Annotated in this window: 12 protein-coding genes; 7 read left to right on the top strand and 5 right to left on the bottom strand. The window is 73.6% G+C overall.

The genetic code is table 11. From position 1 onward, the window contains the following. Positions 1–39: 39 nt before the first annotated feature. Complete coding sequence (locus ACZ5DC_RS19295) at positions 40–4683, top strand: hypothetical protein (protein WP_468654148.1); 4644 nt, start codon at positions 40–42, stop codon at positions 4681–4683. Positions 4684–4843: 160 nt separating this feature from the next. On the opposite strand, the gene ACZ5DC_RS19300 is transcribed toward ACZ5DC_RS19295, so the two are convergent. Further along, a complete protein-coding gene (locus ACZ5DC_RS19300) occupies positions 4844–5377 on the bottom strand; it encodes a hypothetical protein (protein ID WP_468654150.1) in 534 nt (177 codons plus the stop codon). Positions 5378–5797: 420 nt separating this feature from the next. On the opposite strand from ACZ5DC_RS19300, the gene ACZ5DC_RS19305 reads away from it, so the two are divergent. Genes ACZ5DC_RS19305 through ACZ5DC_RS19325 form a run of 5 tightly spaced genes read left to right on the top strand, consistent with a single transcriptional unit; the run spans position 5798 to position 13702 of the window. Then, on the top strand, positions 5798–8617 hold the full coding sequence (locus ACZ5DC_RS19305; protein WP_468654152.1) for a sensor histidine kinase: 2820 nt from the start codon (positions 5798–5800) through the stop codon (positions 8615–8617). Beyond that, entirely contained in the window at positions 8614–9048 is a 435-nt protein-coding gene (locus ACZ5DC_RS19310; RefSeq protein ID WP_030644885.1) for a roadblock/LC7 domain-containing protein, read from the top strand. The genes ACZ5DC_RS19305 and ACZ5DC_RS19310 overlap by 4 nt, the downstream gene beginning before the upstream one ends. A gap of 9 nt (positions 9049–9057) precedes the next feature. Next, entirely contained in the window at positions 9058–9453 is a 396-nt protein-coding gene (locus ACZ5DC_RS19315; RefSeq protein WP_468654154.1) for a DUF742 domain-containing protein, read from the top strand. Between the two features lie 24 nt (positions 9454–9477). Next, positions 9478–13116 carry a hydantoinase B/oxoprolinase family protein gene (locus ACZ5DC_RS19320; RefSeq protein WP_468654156.1) on the top strand — a complete coding sequence of 1213 codons (3639 nt, stop codon included), beginning with the start codon at positions 9478–9480 and terminating at the stop codon, positions 13114–13116. Then, a complete protein-coding gene (locus ACZ5DC_RS19325) occupies positions 13097–13702 on the top strand; it encodes a GTP-binding protein (RefSeq protein WP_468654158.1) in 606 nt (201 codons plus the stop codon). The genes ACZ5DC_RS19320 and ACZ5DC_RS19325 overlap by 20 nt, the downstream gene beginning before the upstream one ends. A gap of 102 nt (positions 13703–13804) precedes the next feature. On the opposite strand, the gene glpK is transcribed toward ACZ5DC_RS19325, so the two are convergent. The 3 genes from glpK to ACZ5DC_RS19340 form a co-directional block, all read right to left on the bottom strand. Continuing rightward, complete coding sequence (gene glpK, locus ACZ5DC_RS19330) at positions 13805–15325, bottom strand: glycerol kinase GlpK (protein ID WP_468654160.1); 1521 nt, start codon at positions 15323–15325, stop codon at positions 13805–13807. Positions 15326–15424: 99 nt separating this feature from the next. Beyond that, positions 15425–16162 carry an MIP/aquaporin family protein gene (locus ACZ5DC_RS19335; RefSeq protein WP_468654162.1) on the bottom strand — a complete coding sequence of 246 codons (738 nt, stop codon included), beginning with the start codon at positions 16160–16162 and terminating at the stop codon, positions 15425–15427. 348 nt (positions 16163–16510) lie between these two features. Further along, positions 16511–18163 carry an EAL domain-containing protein gene (locus ACZ5DC_RS19340; RefSeq protein WP_468654164.1) on the bottom strand — a complete coding sequence of 551 codons (1653 nt, stop codon included), beginning with the start codon at positions 18161–18163 and terminating at the stop codon, positions 16511–16513. A gap of 477 nt (positions 18164–18640) precedes the next feature. Here ACZ5DC_RS19340 and ACZ5DC_RS19345 point away from each other — a divergent pair, with 477 nt between their 5' ends. After that, positions 18641–19177: an NUDIX domain-containing protein gene (locus tag ACZ5DC_RS19345; RefSeq protein ID WP_468654166.1), complete on the top strand. Its 537-nt coding sequence runs from the start codon at positions 18641–18643 to the stop codon at positions 19175–19177. Between the two features lie 9 nt (positions 19178–19186). On the opposite strand, the gene ACZ5DC_RS19350 is transcribed toward ACZ5DC_RS19345, so the two are convergent. After that, positions 19187–21547: a glycoside hydrolase family 31 protein gene (locus ACZ5DC_RS19350; protein ID WP_468654168.1), complete on the bottom strand. Its 2361-nt coding sequence runs from the start codon at positions 21545–21547 to the stop codon at positions 19187–19189. Between the last annotated feature and the right edge of the window lie 165 nt (positions 21548–21712).

Below are 21712 nucleotides of genomic sequence, written 5' to 3' on the forward strand. Positions count from 1 at the left end.
GAACCACCGCACCTTTCACCAGACTTACGAGAGTCCGCCATGTACGAGCTGTCCCGGGTCCGCCTCTACTCCATCGGTCCCGCCGGTGCGCGCTACGCCGACACCGTGCTGGACCTGCGGGGTGTCGGCGAGCCCGTGCCCGACCCGGCGCCCGCGCAGGCGGAGTTCTTCGAGGAGGAGCCGTCCGGTCCACCGCGCCGGCCCGCGCCCGCGGGCGTGCTGTTCCTGGAGAACGGCGGCGGCAAGTCCGTCCTGCTCAAGCTGATCTTCTCGGTGATGCTGCCGGGCCACCGCAACACCCTCGGCGGCGCCAGCTCCGGCGTGCTGCGCAAGTTCCTGCTCGCCGACGACTGCGGCCACGTGGCCCTGGAGTGGCAGCACGTGCTGACCGGCGAGTGCGTCGTCGTCGGGAAGGTCAGCGAGTGGCGCGGCCGGCAGGTCTCCAACGACCCGCGCAAGTTCGCCGAGGCCTGGTACTCCTTCCGGCCCGGCCCCGGCCTCAGCCTGGACAACCTGCCCGTCGCCGAGTCCACCGCCGTACGGCCGCCCGCCGAGGGCACCTCGGGCGCGCACGGCCGCCGCCGCACCATGAAGGGCTTCCGCGACGCCCTCATGGAGGCCGGCAAGGTCTACCCGCACCTGGAGGTGCACTGGGAGGAGATCCACGAGCGCTGGACCGAGCACCTCGGCGACCTCGGCCTCGACCCCGAACTCTTCCGCTACCAGCGCGAGATGAACGCCGACGAGGGCGAGGCGGCCGGCCTCTTCGCGGTCAAGAAGGACTCCGACTTCACCGACCTGCTGCTGCGCGCGGTCACCGATACCCGGGACACCGACGGCCTCGCCGACCTCGTCAGCGGCTTCGGCAACAAACTCGGGCGGCGCGCCGAGCTGATCGCCGAACGCGACTTCACCGCCGGCTCGGTCGACCTGCTCGGCAGGATCGTCGAAGCCGCCGAGACGCGTGCGCGCGCGCGTGACGTCCACGCGGGCGCCGAGCGCCGCACCCGCACACTGGCCAGGCGGCTGTCCGCGCGAGCCGTGCGGGAGCGGATCCGGGCCGCCGACCTCGCCCAGCGGGTGACGGCCGCCGCGTACGCCGTCACGCACTCGGAGGGCGCCCGCGAACGCAGCGCCCTCGTCGCCGCGGAACTCGCCTACCGGCACGCCTCCCTGGCGCTGGCCGCCGCCGAGAAGTCCGCCGCCGCACAGAAGCGCGAGCTGGCCGACGCCCGCACCCTGCACGCCGCCTGGCAGGCCGCCGAGGCCGTGCTGCGCCACCGGGCCGCCGCCGACCGCGTCGCGCGCGTGGCGGCCGCCATCCAGGAGGCCGAACGTGACGCGGCCCCCGCGCTCGCCGCCCGCGCCAAGGCCGCCGTGGACCTCGTAGGGGCCCTGCACGCCGCCGCCGGCGGCGCCGAGGCCCTCGCCAACGAGCAGGAGGAGCGCTCCGCGGCCCTCCAGGAGGTCAGCGACACCGCCTACCGGGACTCCACCGCCGCCGCCACCGAGGCGCAACGGGCCCGCAGCGAGACCGGGCACCTGCGCCAGCGGCTCGCCGAGGTCGAGCAGGAGACCGCCGAGGCCGTTCGCGCGGGCTGGCTGGACGACAGCGCCCCGGACGCCGATCCGGCGCGGGCCGCGCTCGCCGCCAGCGACGCCGAGAAGACCGCCGTCGCCGCCTGGGACGCGGCCCGCGAGGTCGCCCGCAAGGCCACCGAGCACGCGCGCGAGGCGGCCTCCGCCGAATCCCGCGCGGAGCTGACGGCGGCCCGCGCGGCGGACGCGGCCACCGCCGCCGAGCGCGCCCACGAGGCCGAGCGGCGCCTCGCCGAGTCGCTGGCCGCCGAGGAGCGGCTCGCGGAACTGCTGAGCCTGCCGGGCGCGCCGAGCGTGGCCCGGGTGCCCGCGCCCCGGACGGAGGAGGCCGGCACCACCCGCGCACCGGCCGCCGAGGCCGGCCACGGCACCCTCACCCCCGAGGAACTCGACCGCTTCGCCGACGAGTTGCGCGAACTCCTCGACGACGCCGTGTCCACCGCCGAACGGCACCTGTTCGACCTGCGTACGGCCGCCGCCGACGACGCCCGCATCCTCGGCGCCCTCGGCGACGGCGGCCTGCTGCCGCCCGGCCCGGACGTGCTGGCCACCGTCGAGTTCCTCGGCGAACACGGCATCCCGGCGCTGCCCGGCTGGCGCTACCTGGCTCAGGCCGTCGACCCCGCCGACCACGCGCGCGTGCTCGCCGCCCGCCCCGAACTGGTCGACGGCGTGATCATCACCGACCCGGACACGCACGCGCGTGCCCGCGAGGCCCTCGGCGACGCCGCCCTGCTGCCCCGCTCCGCCGTCGCCGTCGGCACCGCCGCCGCGCTGCTCGCCCCGCCCCCCGCCCAGGGCACCACCTCCGGCGACGTGTTCCTCGTGCCGCCGAACCCGGCCATGCACGACGAGCATGCCGCCGACGAGGAACGCCAGGCACTGCGCGCCCGGGCCACCGCGCGCGACGAGGAGATCCGCGCCCTCGCCGCCCGCCTCGGCAAGGACCGCGAACTGGCCGCGCGGCTCGCCTCCTGGCGCACCGGCTGCCCCGCCGGGCGCCTCACCGAGCTGGCCCGGGCCGCCGAGGAGGCCCGCGCCTTCGCCGAGGAGGCCGAAGCGGAACTCGCCGAGGCACGCACGGTACGCGCGGAGGCCGACGAGTCCGCCGCCGAGGCCGCCCGGATCCGCGACGAACGGCAGGAGGCCGCGCAGAAGGCCCGGCGCGCCGCCGACGCCCTCGCCGGCCTCGCCTTCCGGCTCCGCGAACGCGCCGGCTGGCAGGTCAGACTGCGCGAACTCGCCGACGAGGCCGCCGAGTCCGAGGCCCGCGCCCAGACCTGCCTCGACCGCGCCCGCGCCGCGGACGAGGACCGCCGCGCCGCCCAGCGCGCCGCCGACGACGCCCGCCGCACCGCGCGCGCCCTGCGCGCCGAGCGCGCCGAGATCGCCGGCGCCCCCGACGACGTACCCGACGCCGACGACGACGCCCCGAAGGCGTCCCTGCCCGCCCTCCGCGAGGCCTACCGGGCCGCCTCCCAGGTGTACGAGAAGGTCGGCGTCGGCGCCGACCTGCGCGCCGAGCAGGCCCGCGCCGAGAGCGACGAGAGCGCCGCCCGAGCCGAACTGGACCGGCTCAGCAACAAGGTCCGCACCCGCGCCGAGCAGCTGCTCCAGTCGCCCGACGGCGCCGACGGACCCTCCCGGCAGGCCGCCGCCGCACGCGCCGAGGAGCTGGTACAGCTCCTGGAGACCCGGATGTCGACGGCGAGCGAGCAGCTCGGCCGGCTGCGCGGAGAGGCCGAGCGGCACGCGCCCGAGGACGGCGAGGCGCACACCGAGCTGCCCGAGGAACTCGTCCCGCGCGACGCCGAGCACGCCCAGGCGCTGCTGCGCACCGCCACGGCCGAACTCGCCGCGCGCACCGAGGCCCTGGCCGAGGCCCGCGAGGCGCACGCGGAACTGCTGGACGCCCACCGCGCCGCCGAGGACGCGGCCGGCGGCTTCGACGAGATCGCCGCGATGCTCCGCGACCTGCTGCGCGAACACGCCCCCGAGGAGGAGCAGGAGGACGCCGAGCCCTACCCGGGCACCCTGGAGGAGGCCCGGCACTCCGCCGCCGAGGCCCGCCGTTCGCTGCGGGGCTGCGCAGCCGACCTGTCCGCCGCCGAGGCGGCCGTGCGCGAGGCGAGCGACGTCCTCGTCCGGCACGCCAACTCCACGCGCTACGAGCAGGTCCGCACCCCCGCCCGGCAGCAGATCCGCGAACTGCCCGCCTCCGCGCTGCCCGAGCACGCCCAGAAGTGGGCGGACGCCTTCGCGCCCCGGCTGCGCGTCCTGACGGACGAACTGGCCCAGCTGGAACGCAACCGCGACTCGATCGTGGACCGGCTGCGCGGTCTCGTGGAGTCGGCGCTGGCCACCCTGCGCTCCGCCCAGCGGCTCTCCCGGCTGCCGGAAGGGCTCGGCGAGTGGTCCGGCCAGGAGTTCCTGCGCATCCGCTTCGAGGAGCCCGACCACGCCACACTCACCGAACGGCTCGGCGAGGTCATCGACGAGGCCACCCGCGCGGCCGTCAGGAAGAACTCCGACCTGCGCCGTGACGGCATGTCCCTGCTGCTGCGCGGCGTCGCGGCGGCCCTGCAGCCGAAGGGCGTGGCCGTCGAGATCCTCAAGCCCGACGCCGTGCTGCGCGCCGAGCGCGTCCCCGTCGGCCAGATGGGCGACGTCTTCTCCGGCGGACAGCTGCTCACGGCGGCCATCGCCCTGTACTGCACGATGGCCGCGCTGCGCTCGAACGACCGGGGCCGGGACAAGCACCGGCACGCCGGCACGCTCTTCCTGGACAACCCGATCGGCCGGGCCAACGCGACCTACCTGCTCGAACTCCAGCGAGCGGTGTCCGACGCGCTGGGCGTCCAGCTGCTCTACACCACCGGTCTGTTCGACACCACCGCCCTCGCCGAGTTCCCCCTGGTCATCCGCCTGCGCAACGACGCCGACCTCAGGGCGGGCCTGAAGTACATCAGCGTGGAGGAACACCTGCGGCCCGGTCTTCCCCAGCCGCCCCAGGCCGGAGAGGCGGTGCACAGCGAGATCACTGCGACCCGGATGTTCAAGAAGCCCGCGCCGAGCGTCCCGTAGGCCCGCGGTTCCCGGGCCGTGGCAATCCCGCGGCCCGGGTCCGGTGGCCGGCTTCCGTGCGTCGCGTCACCGGGTCACCGGACGCGCGGCGACCAGGCTCGCGGCACCCGGGACTTCGCTGAACGCGACCGCCGGCGGTCGCAGTGCCGTCCGTCAGGCGTCAGGGATGCGACAGCCGCCCCGCGCCGCCGGTCCGGCGTATCCGGTCCTGCTCCCGCACGCTGACCCGCTCCTGGCGCCGGCGGGCTCGCCGCTCCCGGCGCAGGGCCCTGGCCGTGCTGCTCGGCTCGGAGACCACGCCGTACCGCTGGTTCCACACCTGGCGGGTGACCCACACGTCGACCACGGCCCAGGTGGCCACCACCGTGCTGGCCACCCCGCTGATCACCATGGGGAACGCCAGCCAGGACCCGGCCAGCGTGCACAGGAACGCCACCATCGCCTGGATCAGCGTCACCGCGATGACGAGGACCGCCCGCACCGCCGCCGTACGCACCGGATCGGGCAACGGATGCCGGCGCGCGGGCTCCTCGATCCACAACGGGTGGTAGTTCTGCCGCGGTTCGTCACCACCGGGCTCCCCGGCGCGATCCGTCCCTGATATGTCCCGGCCCGGAGCCTGCCCGTGCCACCGCGCCTGCGGGTGCTCCGCCACGCTCTCCCCGGGCGCCCCGCGCCGCTCAGCCGTGCCCATCACCGTGTCACTCCCCACCGCCGGCCAACCGTTCGCCCCGGCATCCGAAGACCCCGACTCCCCAGTGGCTGCCCGGCTTGCGCTGTTTTACGCCGCCGGAGTGCGGGATGCGGCTCCTGTGGCCCATTCCGCCCCCCTCTCCCGTGGGTAAGGACGCACGAGATCCCCGGAAGATTCCCCACTGGCGAAAAATTCCGGCCAACCGACCGGCCGCGCGCCGGTCACAGGCACCGCGTGGGTGTCCGGATCGCGGTGGCGATCTCCCCACATGCCCGGACAACTCGCCATGTCCGGCGCCCAGTGCGGAAGTTCGCCCTCCGGACATGTCTTCGAGTTAACTGTGAGGCAGGTAGTAGGCTCGCGCCGTTTGCTGACGGACATGAGCACCCCCGGCCGGCGGGGGTCGAGCTGGGGGAGGCCATGCGCTTTCGCGGGAAGTCGATCCGCCGGAAGATCGTGGCGCTGCTTCTCGTGCCGCTGGTGTCCCTGACCGCCATCTGGGGTTTCGCCACGGTGCTCACGGGGCGCGAGGCCACCCAGCTGTTCCGCGTGACCGACACCGTCGAGGACATCGGCTACCCCACCGAGGACACCGTTCGCGTCCTGCAGCAGGAGCGCCGCCAGACCCTCGTCTACCTCGCCGACCCGCGCGCCTCCGAGGCCCTTTCGGCACTGCGCCGCACCCGCGCCGCCACCGACCGGGTGATCGCCACCATCCGCCGGAACGCCGAGGACCACGACATCCGGGCCGGCCTGGACGCGGACGACAGCGAACACCTCACCGCCGTCCTGGACGCCCTGGGCGGTATCGGCCCCCTGCGCCGCGGCGTCGAGGGGGGCACCCTCACCCGCGCCCAGGCGTTCGACCTCTACAACCGTCTCGTGGACCCCTGCTACACGCTTCTCGCGTCCCTCGACGGCCTGGACGACGTCGAACTCGACAAGCGGGCCCGCGCCCTGGTGAACGTCACCCGCGCCCGCGAGCTGCTCTCCCGTGAGGACGCCCTGCTCGGCTCCTCCCTCGTCGTCGGCCGGCTCACCCGCGACGAGACCCGTCACATCTCCGACCTCGTCGCCCAGCGCACCCTCCTGTACGACATCAGCCTCCCCCTGCTGCCCGCCGCGGAGCGCGACCGCTACGAACGGTTCTGGAAGAACGCCACCACCGCCCCGCTGCGGGAGGCCGAACGGACCGTCATCGCCTCGGACTCCGGCACCCCCGGCGATGTCACCGCGAAGAGCTGGGACTCCTCCGCGGCGACCGTCCTGCACGAACTCGGCACCCTGGACGACCAGGTGGGCGACCGCTTCCAGGACCGTACGCGCCCCGTGGCCGTCGGCGTCATCGTGCAGGCGGCAGTCGCCGGCGCCCTCGGCCTGGTCGCGCTCCTGCTCTCCGTCGTGCTCTCCATCCGGGTCGGCCGTGCCCTCATCCGCGACCTGCGCCAGCTGCGCCTGGAGGCGCACGAGGCGTCCGGTGTCCGGCTGCCCAGTGTGATGCGCCGGCTGTCGGCGGGCGAACAGGTCGACGTCGAGACCGAGGTCCCGCGCCTGGAGTACGACAAGAACGAGATCGGCGAGGTCGGGCAGGCCCTCAACACCTTGCAGCGCGCGGCGGTCGAGGCCGCCGTCAAACAGGCCGAGCTGCGGGCCGGTGTCTCCGAGGTCTTCGTCAACCTCGCCCGGCGCAGCCAGGTGCTGCTGCACAAGCAGCTCACGCTGCTCGACAGCATGGAGCGCCGGACCGAGGACACCGAGGAACTCGCCGACCTGTTCCGCCTGGACCACCTCACCACCCGTATGCGCCGGCACGCCGAGGGCCTCGTGATCCTCTCCGGGGCCGCGCCCTCGCGGCAGTGGCGCCGGCCCGTACAGCTGATGGACGTGGTCCGCGCCGCCGTCGCCGAGGTCGAGGACTACGAGCGCATCGAGGTCCGGCGCCTGCCGCGGGTGGCCGTCACCGGGCCCGCCGTCGCCGACCTCACCCACCTCGTGGCCGAACTCCTGGAGAACGCCACCGTCTTCTCGCCCCCGCACACCGCCGTCCAGGTCCTCGGCGACCGGGTCGCCAACGGTTTCACCCTGGAGATCCACGACCGGGGTCTCGGTATGACGGCCGAGGCGCTCCTGGACGCCAATCTGCGTCTCGCCGAGACACCCGAATTCGAACTCTCCGACACCGACCGGCTCGGCCTGTTCGTGGTCAGCCGCCTCGCCCAGCGCCAGAACGTCCGGGTCTCCCTCCAGCCGTCGCCGTACGGCGGCACCACCGCCGTGGTGTTCATCCCCGACGCCCTGCTCACCGACGACATCCCGGACACCAACGGTGTCGGCTTCCGGCTCGACCGGGACCGTCCGGCGAAGGGCGCCGAACAGGCACTGGGCCGCGGTGCCGGGCTTTCCCCGGCCCCGCTGCAACTGCCCGGCCTGCCGACCTCCCTGCTGGACGGCCCGGTCGAGCTGGAGGCGCCCGTCGATCTCGACGCGCTGGACGACTTCCCCGGCGCCCTCCCGGACGAGGACAGCGAGCGCGGCGGTCTGTTCCGCCCCCGCAGGATCCGCCCTGGCGACGAGGAGCAGGCAGCCATCCCGCCGGCCGACCACCCGCCGCACGACGGGACCCGTGAGCACGGGGCCGTACCGCTGCCCCGGCGGCAGACACCCAAGCTCGTCAGCTCGCACGGCAAGCCCGTCACCGACCAGCGGCCCCGCCGCGGCGAACCGGATCCCGGGCCCTCGGCCGTCACACGCCGCTCCGACATGGACGGGCCGGCTCCGCTGCCCACCCGCCGCCGCACGTCCTCCCGGCGTCCCGCCGGACGCACCGACCACGCCGAGGACGGCACCACGACGCCGGCCGAAAGCGCCGCAGCGGCCTCCGGGACTCCGGCGCTGCCCAGGCGCACCCGGACCGAGACCCCGTCCGGCACCGGCGGCCCGGAGGACACGGCCCCGCCCCGCTCCCGTGCCGCCGCACCCGCCGGTGACCCGGCGCCGGAGCCGGGCTCCGGGCCGCTGCCCCGGCGCGTACGCCAGGCGAGCCTGGCGCCCCAGCTCAAGCACGGCGCCGGCCCGCGCGCCGAGCGCGCTACGGATCCCGCCGACCGCGATGCCGAAGAGGTCCGCAGCCGGATGGCCTCGCTCCAGCGCGGCTGGCAGCGCGGCCGCGAGGAGAACGCCGCGGGCGACGAGGCCCGGAACGGCACAGCACAAGGAACGACTAAGGGGGACGGTCGATGACCGCACCGAAGGCGACCGGCCACACGGCGACGGACAAGGGGGAGCTGAACTGGCTCCTGGATGATCTGGTCGACCGGGTCGCCAGCATCCGCAAGGCCGTCATCCTGTCCGGCGACGGGCTGCCCACGGGGGTGTCCAAGGACCTGACCAGGGAGGACAGCGAGCATCTGGCCGCCGTGGCGTCCGGCTTCCACAGCCTCGCCAAGGGCGTCGGCCGGCATTTCGAGGCGGGCAGTGTCCGGCAGACGGTGGTCGAGCTGGACGACGCCTTCCTCTTCGTCACCGCCGCCGGGGACGGCAGCTGCCTCGCCGTCCTCTCGGACGCCGACTCCGACGTCGGGCAGGTCGCCTACGAGATGACGCTCCTGGTCAAGCGGGTCGGCGTCCATCTGGGCACCGCCCCGCGCACCGATCTGCCCGCAGGCGGGTAGTGAGATGACATGAGCGCAGACGGTCAGGCAAGAAACCACTGGTTCGACGACGAGGCGGGGCCGGTCGTCCGTCCGTACGCCATGACGCGTGGCCGCACCACGAGCGAGGGCCAGCACCGCCTCGACCTGATCGCGGTGGTCGTCACGGAGCCGGACACGGGCGACCCGGAATCGGACCCGACACTGTCCCCCGAACACGTGGAGATCGTCGGGCTCTGCCGGGACGTGCCCCAGTCGGTCGCCGAACTGGCCGCGGAACTCGACCTGCCCATCGGCGTCGTCCGCGTCCTCATCGGCGACCTGGTGCACGCCAAACTCGTCCACGTCACCCGCCCGGTGCCCCCGGCCGAGCTGCCGGACGAGAGTATCCTGCGCGACGTGATCAACGGCCTCCGGGCGCTGTGACCGGCGCGGAAGCGGGGTGGTGACGTGACTGGCTGGCAGTTCTGGGTCGACCGAGGCGGCACCTTCACCGACATCGTCGCGCGCCGCCCGGACGGGCGGCTGCTCACGCACAAACTGCTGTCCGACAACCCGGCACGGTACTCCGACGCGGCCGTCGCCGGCGTACGCGAACTCCTGGACGGCTCCCAGGAGCCCGTCGAAGCCGTCCGCATGGGCACCACGGTCGCCACCAACGCCCTGCTGGAACGCAAGGGGGAGCGCACCCTCCTCGTCGTCACCCGCGGCTTCCGCGACGCCCTGCGCATCGCCTACCAGAACCGCCCCCGCATCTTCGCCCGCCGCATCGAGCTGCCCGAGCTGCTCCACGAACGGGTCGTGGAGGTGGACGAACGCATCGCCGCCGACGGCACCGTCCTGCGCGCGCCCGACCTGGACGCCCTGGAGGGTCCGCTCCGGGAGGCGTACGACGACGGCATCCGCGCGGTCGCCGTCGTCTGCCTGCACAGCCACCTCCACCCCGCCCACGAACGCGCCGTCGGCGAACTCGCCGCCCGCGTCGGTTTCCCGCAGATCTCGCTGTCCAGCGAGGTCAGCCCGCTGATGAAGCTCGTCCCGCGCGGGGACACCACCGTCGTGGACGCGTACCTCTCGCCCGTGCTCCGCCGCTACGTGCGGCACATCGCCGACGAACTGCGCGGCGTACGGCTGATGTTCATGCAGTCCAACGGCGGGCTGACGGAGGCCGGGCAGTTCCGCGGCAAGGACGCCGTCCTCTCCGGACCGGCAGGTGGCATCGTCGGCATGGCCCGCATGTCGCAGCGCGCCGGCTTCGACCGCGTCATCGGCTTCGACATGGGCGGCACCTCCACCGACGTCTCGCACTTCGCCGGTGCCTACGAGCGGGTCTTCACCACCCAGATCGCGGGTGTCCGGCTGCGGGCGCCCATGCTGGACATCCACACCGTCGCCGCCGGCGGCGGCTCCGTCCTCCACTTCGACGGCTCCCGCTACCGGGTGGGCCCCGACTCGGCCGGCGCCGCCCCCGGTCCCGCCTGCTACCGCGCGGGCGGCCCGCTCACCGTCACCGACGCCAACGTCATGCTCGGCCGCATCCAGCCCGCCCACTTCCCGAGTGTGTTCGGTCCCGGTGGTGACCAGCCGCTGGACGCCGCGCTCGTCCGCGACCGGTTCACCGCCCTCGCGCGCGAGATCCACGAGCGCACCGGTGACGACCGCACCCCGGAGCAGGTGGCCGAGGGCTACCTGCGGATCGCCGTGGCCAACATCGCCAACGCCGTGAAGCGGATCTCCGTCCAGAAGGGCCACGACGTCACCCGCTACGCCCTGACCACCTTCGGCGGGGCGGGCGGCCAGCACGCGTGCCGGGTCGCCGACTCGCTCGGCATCCGCACCGTCCTCGTGCCCCCCATGGCCGGTCTGCTCTCCGCGCTCGGCATCGGCCTCGCCGACACCACGGCCATGCGCGAGCACTCCGTGGAAGCACCCCTGGAAGCCGCCTCCATGCCCGGCATCCACAAGACGGCCGACGACCTGGAGGCCGCCGCACGGGCCGAACTCGTCGCCGAGGAGGTCCCGGAGGACCGCATCCGGGTCACCCGCCGCGCCCAGCTCCGCTACGACGGCACCGACACCGCCCTCACCGTCGAACTGGCCGGGCCCGACGCCATGCGCCACGCCTTCGAGGAACGTCATCGCGCCACGTACTCCTTCACCCTCGACCGCCCGGTCGTCGTGGAAGCCCTCTCCGTCGAAGCCACCGGCATCACCGCACCCCCCGACCTCTCCGCCCTCGCCCCGTACGAGGGCCGTGCCCGGACGCCCGGTACCGTCCGTCTCCACACCGGCGGCGCCTGGCGCGACGTACCCCTGCACCGCCGGGAGGCCCTTCCTCCCGGCGAGACCGTCACCGGCCCGGCGGTCATCACCGAGGCCGGCGCCACGACCGTCGTCGACGACGGCTGGCGGGCCGCCGCGACCGAGGACGGGCATCTGCTCATGGAACGCACGGCGGTCACGCAGAGTTCCGAAGCGGACACGGAATCCGATCCGGTTCTGCTCGAGGTCTTCAACAACCTCTTCATGTCGATCGCCGAGCAGATGGGCGCGCGGCTGGAGTCCACGGCCCAGTCCGTCAACATCAAGGAACGGCTGGACTTCTCCTGCGCGCTGTTCGACCCGGACGGGAACCTGGTGGCCAACGCCCCCCACATCCCCGTCCACCTGGGGTCCATGGGCACCAGCGTCAAAGAGGTCATCCGCCGGCGCGGCTCCGCCATGCGGCCGGGCGACACCTACGCCGTCAACGACCCTTACCACGGCGGCACGCACCTGCCCGACGTCACCGTGATCACCCCCGTCTTCGACACCGACGTGGCCGCGGACACGCCCGGTGAGCCGCGGGTCCTCTTCCACGTCGCCTCACGCGGTCACCACGCCGAGATCGGCGGCATCGCCCCGGGCTCCATGCCGGCCCACAGCCGCACCACCGAGGAGGAGGGCGTCCTCTTCGACAACTGGCTCCTCACCGAGGACGGCCGCTTCCGGGAGGAGGAGACCCGCCGCCTTCTCACCGAGGCGCCGTACCCGTCCCGCAACCCACGCACCAACCTCGCCGACCTGCGCGCCCAGATCGCCGCCAACCAGAAGGGCGTCGACGAGGTGCGCCGCATGATCGGGGAGTTCGGCCTCGACGTCGTCCAGGCCTACATGCGGCACGTCCAGGACAACGCCGAGGAGGCCGTCCGCCGGGTCATCGACGCCCTGGACGACGGCGAGTACGCCTACGAGACCGACTCCGGGGCCGTCATCCGGGTCCGCGTCCGCGTCGACCGCACCGAGCGCCGGGCGGCCATCGACTTCACCGGCACCTCCGCGCAGCTCACCACCAACTTCAACGCACCCTTCGCGGTGGTCAGCGCCGCCGTGCTGTACGTCTTCCGCTCGCTCGTCGCCGATGACATCCCGCTCAACGAGGGCTGTCTGCGTCCGCTGGACATCATCGTGCCCCCGGGTTCGATGCTCGCCCCGGAGCCGCCCGCCGCCGTGGTCGCGGGAAACGTGGAGACCTCCCAGGCCATCACCGGCGCCCTCTACGCCGCGCTCGGCGTCCAGGCCGAGGGCTCCGGCACGATGAACAACGTCACCTTCGGCAACGAACGGCACCAGTACTACGAAACCGTCGCCTCCGGATCCGGCGCCGGCGACGGCTTCCCGGGCGCCGACGTGGTCCAGACCCACATGACCAACTCCCGGCTCACGGACCCCGAAGTCCTGGAATGGCGGCTACCGGTCCGGCTGGAGGAGTTCGCCGTCCGGCGGGGCAGCGGCGGCGCGGGACGGTGGCGAGGCGGCGACGGAGCCGTGCGCCGGATCCGCTTCCTCGAACCGATGACCGTCTCCACGCTCTCCCAGCACCGCCGCGTGCCGCCGTACGGCATGGCGGGCGGCGGCCCCGGAGCGCTCGGCGCCAACCGGGTGGAGCACGCCGACGGCACGGTCACCGACCTCGGCGCGAGCGGCTCGGCCGACGTCGGCCCGGGCGACGTACTCGTCATCGAAACCCCCGGGGGCGGCGGCTACGGCCGGCCGTCCTCCGACCCCCGTCAAGCAGGAGAAGAGATCGATGATCTTCGGGCGTTCTGAGCGTGGCAAGGCTCCGGTCGAGCCCGTCACCCTCAAGATCCTCGTGGCCGGCGGCTTCGGCGTGGGCAAGACGACCCTCGTCGGCGCGGTCAGCGAGATCAGGCCGCTGCGCACCGAGGAACTGCTCACCGAGGCCGGGCGTCCCGTCGACGACACCAGCGGTGTGGAGGGCAAGCGCACCACCACGGTGGCCATGGACTTCGGCCGCATCACCCTGCGCGAGGACCTGGTGCTCTACCTCTTCGGCACGCCCGGGCAGGAGCGGTTCTGGTTCATGTGGGACGAGTTGGCCGAGGGCGCGCTCGGCGCCGTGGTCCTGGCCGACACGCGCCGCCTGGAGGACTGCTTCGCCGCCGTCGACTACTTCGAGCGGCGCTCCATTCCCTTCCTCGTCGGCGTCAACTGCTTCGAGGGAGCGGCCCGCCACCCCGCGGAATCCGTCCGTCAGGCCCTCGACCTGGACGACGACGTGCCTCTGCTGCTGTGCGACGCCCGTGACCGGGAGTCGGTCAAGGAGGTGCTCGTCGGACTCGTCCAGCACGCGATGGAGTACGCGGCCGACCTGCGCGGGGCCGTCGTGCGCTGACCGCCGGCACGGCCCGTACCCTCGCCGACCGGGGTACGGGCCGTGGTCCTGTGCGGAGCGCCCACGCGCGCGTGCGGCGACTTCCCGGCTTCCTGGCCGCCGCTAGTCCCCGTCCTCCTCCAGCCAGCCGAAGCTCTTCTCCACCGCCCTGCGCCAGTTCCGGTACTCGCGGTCGCGGTCCGGCGCCCGCATGCCGGGCGTCCACTCCGCGTCCTTGCGCCAGTGCGACCTCAGCTCGTCCAGGCCGTTCCACACGCCCGTGGCCAGTCCGGCCGCGTAGGCGGCGCCCAGGCACGTCGTCTCCGACACACGGGGCCGGATCACCGGCACGCCGAGGACGTCGGCCTGATGCTGCATGAGCAGGTTGTTCCGGGTCATGCCGCCGTCGACCTTCAGCGTGCTGATCCGCACCCCGGAGTCCTGGTACATCGCGTCCACGACCTCCCGGGTCTGCCAGCTCGTCGCCTCCAGCACGGCGCGCGCGAGGTGGGCCTTGGTGACGTACCGGGTGAGGCCGGTGACGACGCCGCGCGCGTCGGAGCGCCAGTAGGGCGCGAACAGGCCGGAGAAGGCCGGCACGATGTAGGCGCCGCCGTTGTCGTCGACGCTCGCCGCCAGTGTCTCGATCTCGTCGGCGGTACGGATGATCCCGAGCTGGTCGCGGAACCATTGGACCAGCGCGCCCGTTATCGCTATGGACCCTTCCAGGCAGTACACCGGCGCCTCCCCGCCGATTCTGTAGCCCACCGTCGTCAGCAGCCCGTTCTTCGACGGCACCGGCCGGTTGCCGGTGTTCAGCAGCAGGAAGCTGCCGGTGCCGTAGGTGTTCTTCGCCGTGCCGACGTCGTAGCAGGCCTGACCGAACACGGCGGCCTGCTGGTCGCCCAGCGCGGAGGCGACGGGCACCCCGGACAGCAGCCCGACGGCGGTCCCGTACACCTCGGCGGAGGACCTGATCTCGGGCAGTACGGCCTCGGGCACGTTCATCGCGGACAGGACGGAGGGGTCCCACTGGAGGGTGTCCAGGTTCATCAGCATGGTGCGGCCGGCGTTGGTGACGTCGGTGACGTGCCGGCCGCCGTCGGTGCCACCGGTGAGGTTCCAGATCAGCCAGGAGTCGATGGTGCCGAACGCGATCTCTCCACGCTCCGCCCGCTGCCTCAGACCGGGCACGTGGTCCAGCAGCCAGGCCGCCTTGGGCCCGGAGAAGTAGCTGGCCAGCGGCAGCCCGGTCGTCTCGCGGAAGCGGTCCTGGCCGTCCGCTCCGCCCAGTTCGCCGCACAGGGCCGCGGTACGGGTGTCCTGCCAGACGATCGCGTTGTGCACGGGCTTGCCCGTGGTGCGATCCCACAGGACCGTGGTCTCCCGCTGGTTGGTGATGCCGAGGGCGCTCAGCTGGTCGGCGCGCAGCCCCGCGCGGGCCAGCGCCCCGGCCACCACGGCCTGCACCTTGGACCAGATCTCGGTGGCGTCGTGCTCCACCCAGCCGGGCCGGGGAAAGATCTGCCGGTGCTCGCGCTGGTCGACGGCGACGATCGCGCCGCTGTGGTCGAAGACGATGCAGCGGCTGGACGTGGTGCCCTGGTCGATGGCGGCGACGTACGTGCCGGCGGTGTCCGTCATGACTGCCCCTGGGTCGCTGGGTCGCTGGGTCGCTGGGTCGGGATCGCTGGGCGGGAGGACGCGTGCGGATCCGGATCGTGGATGGCGGGAGCGGGGGGTTCAGAAGGCCAGGTTGTAGACGAGGCCGGCCAGTGCCCCGCCGATCAGCGGCCCGACGACCGGGATCCAGGCGTATCCCCAGTCGGATCCGCCCTTGTGGGGGATCGGCAGGAAGGTGTGCACGATGCGCGGCCCGAGGTCGCGGGCCGGGTTGATGGCATAGCCGGTGGGACCGCCGAGGGAGAGGCCGATGCCCACGACCAGCAGGGAGACGATGAGTACGGTGGTGCCGGACTCGCCGAGTCCCCTGGTGAGCCCGAAGGCGAGGACCGGCAGGACGAGCGCGACGGTCGCGATGATCTCGGTGACGAGGTTGGCGACCGGGTTCCTGATCTCCGGGACGGTGGAGAAGATGCCGAGGGTCGGGACGGGTTCGTCCGTGGTGCCTTCGGTTCGCACGTTGGCCTGGAACTGGGCGAGGTAGGCGAGGTAGGCCAGGACGGCGCCGAGCATCGCGCCGACGAACTGCCCGAGCAGGTACACCCAGACCCTGCCCCACTCGCCGGTGCCCACCGCGATGCCGAGGGTGACCGCGGGGTTGAGCTGACCGCCGGAGAGGGGAGCGGCGGTGTACGCGCCCGCGAGGACGCCGAAGCCCCAGCCGAACGCGATCACGATCCAGCCCGAGGCGCGCGCCTTGGAGTACCTGAGGGTGACGGCGGCGCAGACGCCCGCGCCGAACAGGATCAGGATCGCGGTGCCGATGACCTCGCCGAGGAATATGTCTCCGTTGCTCATGGCGGCTCCCTTGGCGCCGGCGGGGGGCGATCGGCCCCCTGCCCGGCGGGCAGGACGGTTCCCTTGGCGACTTCAGCCGAAAGGCAGGGAGGGCCCCGCGCCCCGCCCGGCGTCGGTGACGAGCGTGCCGTCGCAGCCGGACCGCCCTCGAACGCCGGGCCGTGAGCAGGACAGACCCGTGCCGCGGTGCCTGGTAACGCCGAGAATGTACGGCGATGTCGGCTGACACCGGGAAGTGTTCACCGGTGCCCCGGAGGCGTCAAGGCTGTCGGCGACGACGGTGACACGGGCGCTGCGCCGGCCTCGGCGGAGCGCCCGTGCCGCAACGGACGTGTGCGCGAGGGCCGTTCACCACTGTGGCTCGGCGGTCGCGTAGCCGGCACCCGACGGGGCCGCGCCCGGGCCGCCGCGCCGGATCTCGTGACCGGGCAGCCCGGCGCGCCCGAGCACCCAGCTCCCGCCGTTCAGCGCCTTGGCGGCCTTCTTCAGCGGGGCCAGCTGGGCGGCGGCCTGGTGATGGTCGCTCACGCTGCCCGGGCCGCAGACGACCGTCGCCAGGGAGAGCGTGACCGGCCGGCCGCCCGCCGCCCAGGGAACGTCCAGCACGGCGGTGACCAGCGGACCGAGCGCCTGCTCGTCCGCCAGCACCAGGAAGTCGTCCCCGCCGATGTGCCCCACGCGCGCGTGCTCCGCGACCGCCTGCTGGAGCGCGCGGCCCACCGCGCGGATCAGTTCGTCTCCCGCGGCGAATCCGGCACCGTCGTTGACCTGCTTGAAGTGATCGATGTCCAGCCAGCTGAGCGTGAACGCCCGCCCGTCGGAGATCCGCCGGTCCACCTCGCTCGCGATCGCGTCCGAACCGGGCAGCCGGGTCAGCGGGTTGAGCCCGGCCGCCTCCTCCACCCGGCTCTCGGCCAGCGCCCGCACCAGATCCGCCAGCCGTACGACGCCGACGCACCGGCCGTGTCCGTCGACCACCGCCACGTCGTCGGAGGTCCGGTCCCGGCCGCCGACCGCCACCACGTCCAGCACCTGCCAGGCCGTCGCGTCGACGCCGACCGTGCGGGGGGCGTCGCCCAGTTTGAAGGCCGGCCGGTCGGCGTACAGGGCGTGCCCGTAGCGTCCCGACATCGACAACAGGAAACGCGACCGGTGCACCGACCGGACGGGCCTGCCGTACTGGTCCACCAGCAGTACGCCGGAGACGTCCGGGGAACCGGTCAGCAGTGCCCGCACCTGTCCGGCCGAGGCGGTCAGCGGCAGCACGGCGGCCGGCCGTACGAACTCCCGCACGGAGGGCCCGGAGCGGGGGACGGTCCCGGCGCCGGGTGCCAGGGACGGAACGTACACGTCCGCCGCGGGAACGCGGGCGGGGGGAGCGAACAGCTCGCCCTGGGCCAGTTGCGCACCGGCCGACAGCGCCGCCGCGCACTGCCGTTCCGTCTCCACTCCCTCCACCGCGACCAGGGCGCCCAGCTCCTCGCACAGCGTCCGCATCGCCCGCACCGCGGCCGGCCGGGTGAGCAGCGAGGCGTCGAGTTTGACCAGGTCGGGGGAGAGGTCGGTGAGCAGCCTGAGCGGAACGTCCCCGTCCCCGATGCCGTCCGCGCTGATCCGGAACCCCTGCGCGCGCAGGGAGGCCACCGCCTCCAGCAGCGCCCGCTGCGGCACATGCGTGTACGGCGGGACGATGTCGAGCGTCACCTCCCAGGCCCTGCGCCCCGCCGCGCGCACGGCGTCGTACAGCGGTGTCAGGCCGCCGAGGTCGGCGAGCGTGCCCGCGAACACGTTCAGGTGCAACGGCAGCAGGGTTTCCTTGCGGGCCGCTGCCCGGAGCGCCGACACGGTCAGCCTGCCGTCCAGCACGGGATCCCGGCGGGCCTCGGCCAGGACGTCACCGGTCTCCGGGCGGGCGAGTATCTCCAGTGCGGCGACCGCGCCCGTCCTCAGGTTGACCACCGGCTGGAAGGCGAAGCGGAGAGTATCCGTCCAGGGATGCACGGGAGCATGATGGCGCTGCCCCCGTACGCCCAGGCGCAGTTCATGAGACGTTCACACAGGATTCCGGAGTGAACACGGAGAGTGGACGGTGTCCGGCGAGTCCGCCGCTGGTCTGCACCGATATCCGGCCGCCCGGGGCGGTCACGCCCTCGACGCGGGCGCAGGCCGTACAGCGGGTGCGCGAAGGAGCCGGAAGTCGTCGCCCTCGCCGGTGAACCAGCCGGCGACCGGGGGCTCGCGTGTGCGCGGCACGGGACCTCCTGCCGGGGCATGCCTGACGGGTCGCCGGAAGGGCGCCACGGGCCACCGGAAACAGACAGGGCGATTCGGTGAACCGAACGGCGGCGCACGGCGTCGTGGTACACGAGGGGCGGCCGGGACCGACGGGGGTGATTCCGGCCGCCCCTTACGGTTCCGCTCGTTCCTGATGCCTCACTAGCGGAACACGCCCCTCCCCTGATCGGATACAGTCCGCGCGTGTCCGAAACTCAGCAACCAACTGCCAACTCCGCGCCCGATTCCCACTGTTCGAGCTGCGGAGCGCCCTATGGAGAGGGCGTTTCCGGATGGCCGCGCACCTGCCCGGCCTGCGGTACCGTCGCCTACCGCAATCCGCTGCCGGTCGCGATCGCCCTCCAGCCGGTGTACGACACCAAGGGCACCGCCCTGGTCGTCATCACCCGGACCGTCGCCCCCGCGCGCGGAGGAATCGCCCTGCCCGGCGGGTACATCGACGACCGCGAGGACTGGAAGCAGGCCGTCGTACGGGAACTCAAGGAAGAGACCGGCATCGAAGCGGCCGCCCGTGACGTGCGGCTCGTGGACGTCATGAGTGCACCCGACGGGCACCTGCTGCTGTTCGGCGTGCTGCCGGAACGTCCTGCCGACGGACTGCCGCCCTCCGGCCCCACCGACGAGACCGAGGGCTGGTCGCTGCTGCGCAGGCCCGAGGAACTCGCCTTCCCGCTGCACACCGTGGCCGTCAAGGCATGGTTCGAGGGCCGCTACGTCTGAGCCCGCGGTTCAGCCGAGCCCGCGCACGCGCACCGGGTAGGGCGGCTCCGCCACGCCGTCCTCCCGGTCCCGGGTGACCACCACCCGCCCGCCGTGCCTGCGGGCGACGTAGCGTTCGGCCTCCGGTTCGTCCCACCCGTCGCCCGGGTCCGCCACGACCAGGCCGGCCCCGGTGCGTCCGCGCGCGGGCGCCCACACCTCCAGCTCCAGCCCCCCGTCGGCGCCCCGCACGGGCACCACCGCTCCCGCGCGCGCGAGCACCGGTATCCGGGACAGCGGCGCGTCCACCACGACCCGCCCCGGGCCCTCATGGACCTCCTCCGTCACCGTGTCGTACCAGCGGCCCCGCGGCAGCCGCACCGCACGCCGGCGGACACCGGGATCCAGGACGGGGGCCACCAGGAGGGCGTCGCCCAGCAGAAACGTGTCCTCGCAGTCGCGCAGCGCCCGGTCCTCCGGCGCCCCCCACCACACCGGCCGCACATAGGGCGCGCCGGTCCGCCGGGCCAGGTGCGCCAGCGTCATGAAGTACGGCAGCAACCGCCGCCGTTCGAGCAGCGCCACGCGCGCGTGCTCCAGTACCTCGGCACCGAACTCCCAGGGCTCCCGGCGCCCCGCCCGCAGACCCGCGTGGGTGCGGAACAGCGGCAGATACGCGCCCAGCTGGAACCAGCGCAGATACAGCTCCGGCGACGGACTGCCGTCGAAACCGCCCACATCCGGACCCGAGTACGGCACCCCGCACAGCCCCAGGCCCAGCACCAGCGACAGCGACGCCCGCAGCCCCGGCCAGCCGGTCGCCACGTCCCCCGACCACGTGCCCCCGTACCGCTGCAACCCCGCCCAGCCCGAGCGGGAGAACAGGAAGGGCCGCTCCTTCGGCGCCAGCGCGCGCAACCCCTCGTAGGCGGCCTGCGCCATGCACAACGCGTACACGTTGTGCCCTTCCCGGTGGTCGCCGCCACGCCCCTCCAGGGCGTGCCGGGCCGAACGCGGCAGCGTCGGCTCGCCGAAGGCGCTGAACGACGTCGGCTCGTTCATGCCGTGCCAGAAGCCGGAGAAGCCCTGCTCCAGCCGCTCCTCGTACAGACCGCCCCACCACGCACGCGCGCGTGCGTCCGTGAAATCAGGGAAGACCGACTCGCCGGCCCACGCGACACCCCGCACCGTCCGGCCGTGCGCGTCCCGCACGAACGCGTCCGCCGCCGCGCCGCTCTCGAACACGGCGCTGCCCGGCTCCGCCCGCACCGCCGGATCGACGATCGACACCAGCCGGATCCCGTCCCGGCGCAGCTCCTCCGCCAGCACCGGCAGCTTGGGGAAGCGCTCCTGGTCGACCGTGAACACCTGATGGTCGTCATAGTGGTCGATGTCCAGGTGCACGGCGTCCAGCGGCAGCCCGTGCTCGTGATAGCCCGCGACGATCCGGCGCACCTCCTGCTCACTGCCGAAGCCCCACCGCGCGTGCTGGTGGCCCAGTGCCCAGGCGGGCGGCAGGGCGGGTGCCCCGGTCAGCGAGGCCCAGGTGTGCAGCACGCGCGCGGGGTTCCCCACCATCACCCAGCAGCGCAACGGGCCGCCGTCCATCCGCACTTCGCAGTGCCCCGCCCGGTCGTGCCCGGACCCGGCACCCTCCTCACCCTCCCGCAGGACCACCGTCCCGTCCCAGGTGGTGTCGTGGAACACCAGATGAGTACCGGCATCCGCCACCACCAGCTGCACCGGCATCGTCAGATACAGCGGATCGTCACCGGGCCCGAACGCCCGGCCGGGATCGGTGTTCCACAGCCGGTACCTGCCGTCGCGCAGCCGCGGCCCGTCCGCGCGCCCCCCCAGGCCGAAGATCCGGGCGTCCGCGGCCACCTCCGACCGCTGCACCCACCGCGCCGCACCCCCGCCGACCGGCTCCCACCAGCGCGGCGGCAGATCCCGCCGCAGCCTCACCCCGCCGGGCGTGCACACCTCCACCGCGCCGTGCCGCGAGACCACGACGGTCGCCCGCTCGGCCACCACGCGCCAGCCACCGTCCTTGTCCGGCTCCAGCACCGCCCGCGGATCCGGCTCGGGACCGCTGCCCGCGAGCGCGTACGACGGCTGCGGACCAGCCCCGTCCCACCCCCAGAAGACCGCCCCGTTCACCGCCACGACGATCCGCAGCTCCGAGCGGCCGAACCGGATCAGCCCACCGCCGGGACCCGGCTTCGCGTCCCGCACCTCGCCCGGCACCCGGGCCCGCTCGGGCCCCCGCCGCGGCAGCCCGGCGGCGTCGATACGCCTCCTGCGCCACGCGGCCCGTACGGTACGCAACCCCTGCGCCGCCTTGCCCGAACCGACCACACTCACCGAACGCACCAGGTCACGACCGTCCATGCTGCTCACCCTGCCACTGAGCGCCCCACGCGCGCGTGTCGTTCAACTGCCGTTCACCCGTGCCCGGACCACATCTTCATGACATGGACTGTGTGGAGCGCACCCTGGTGCAGAAGTCGATCACATGGCATCGTCCCTGTCAGCCGCGTCACGCGCACACCCCAG

This window comes from Streptomyces sp. NPDC031445 (assembly GCF_055581365.1).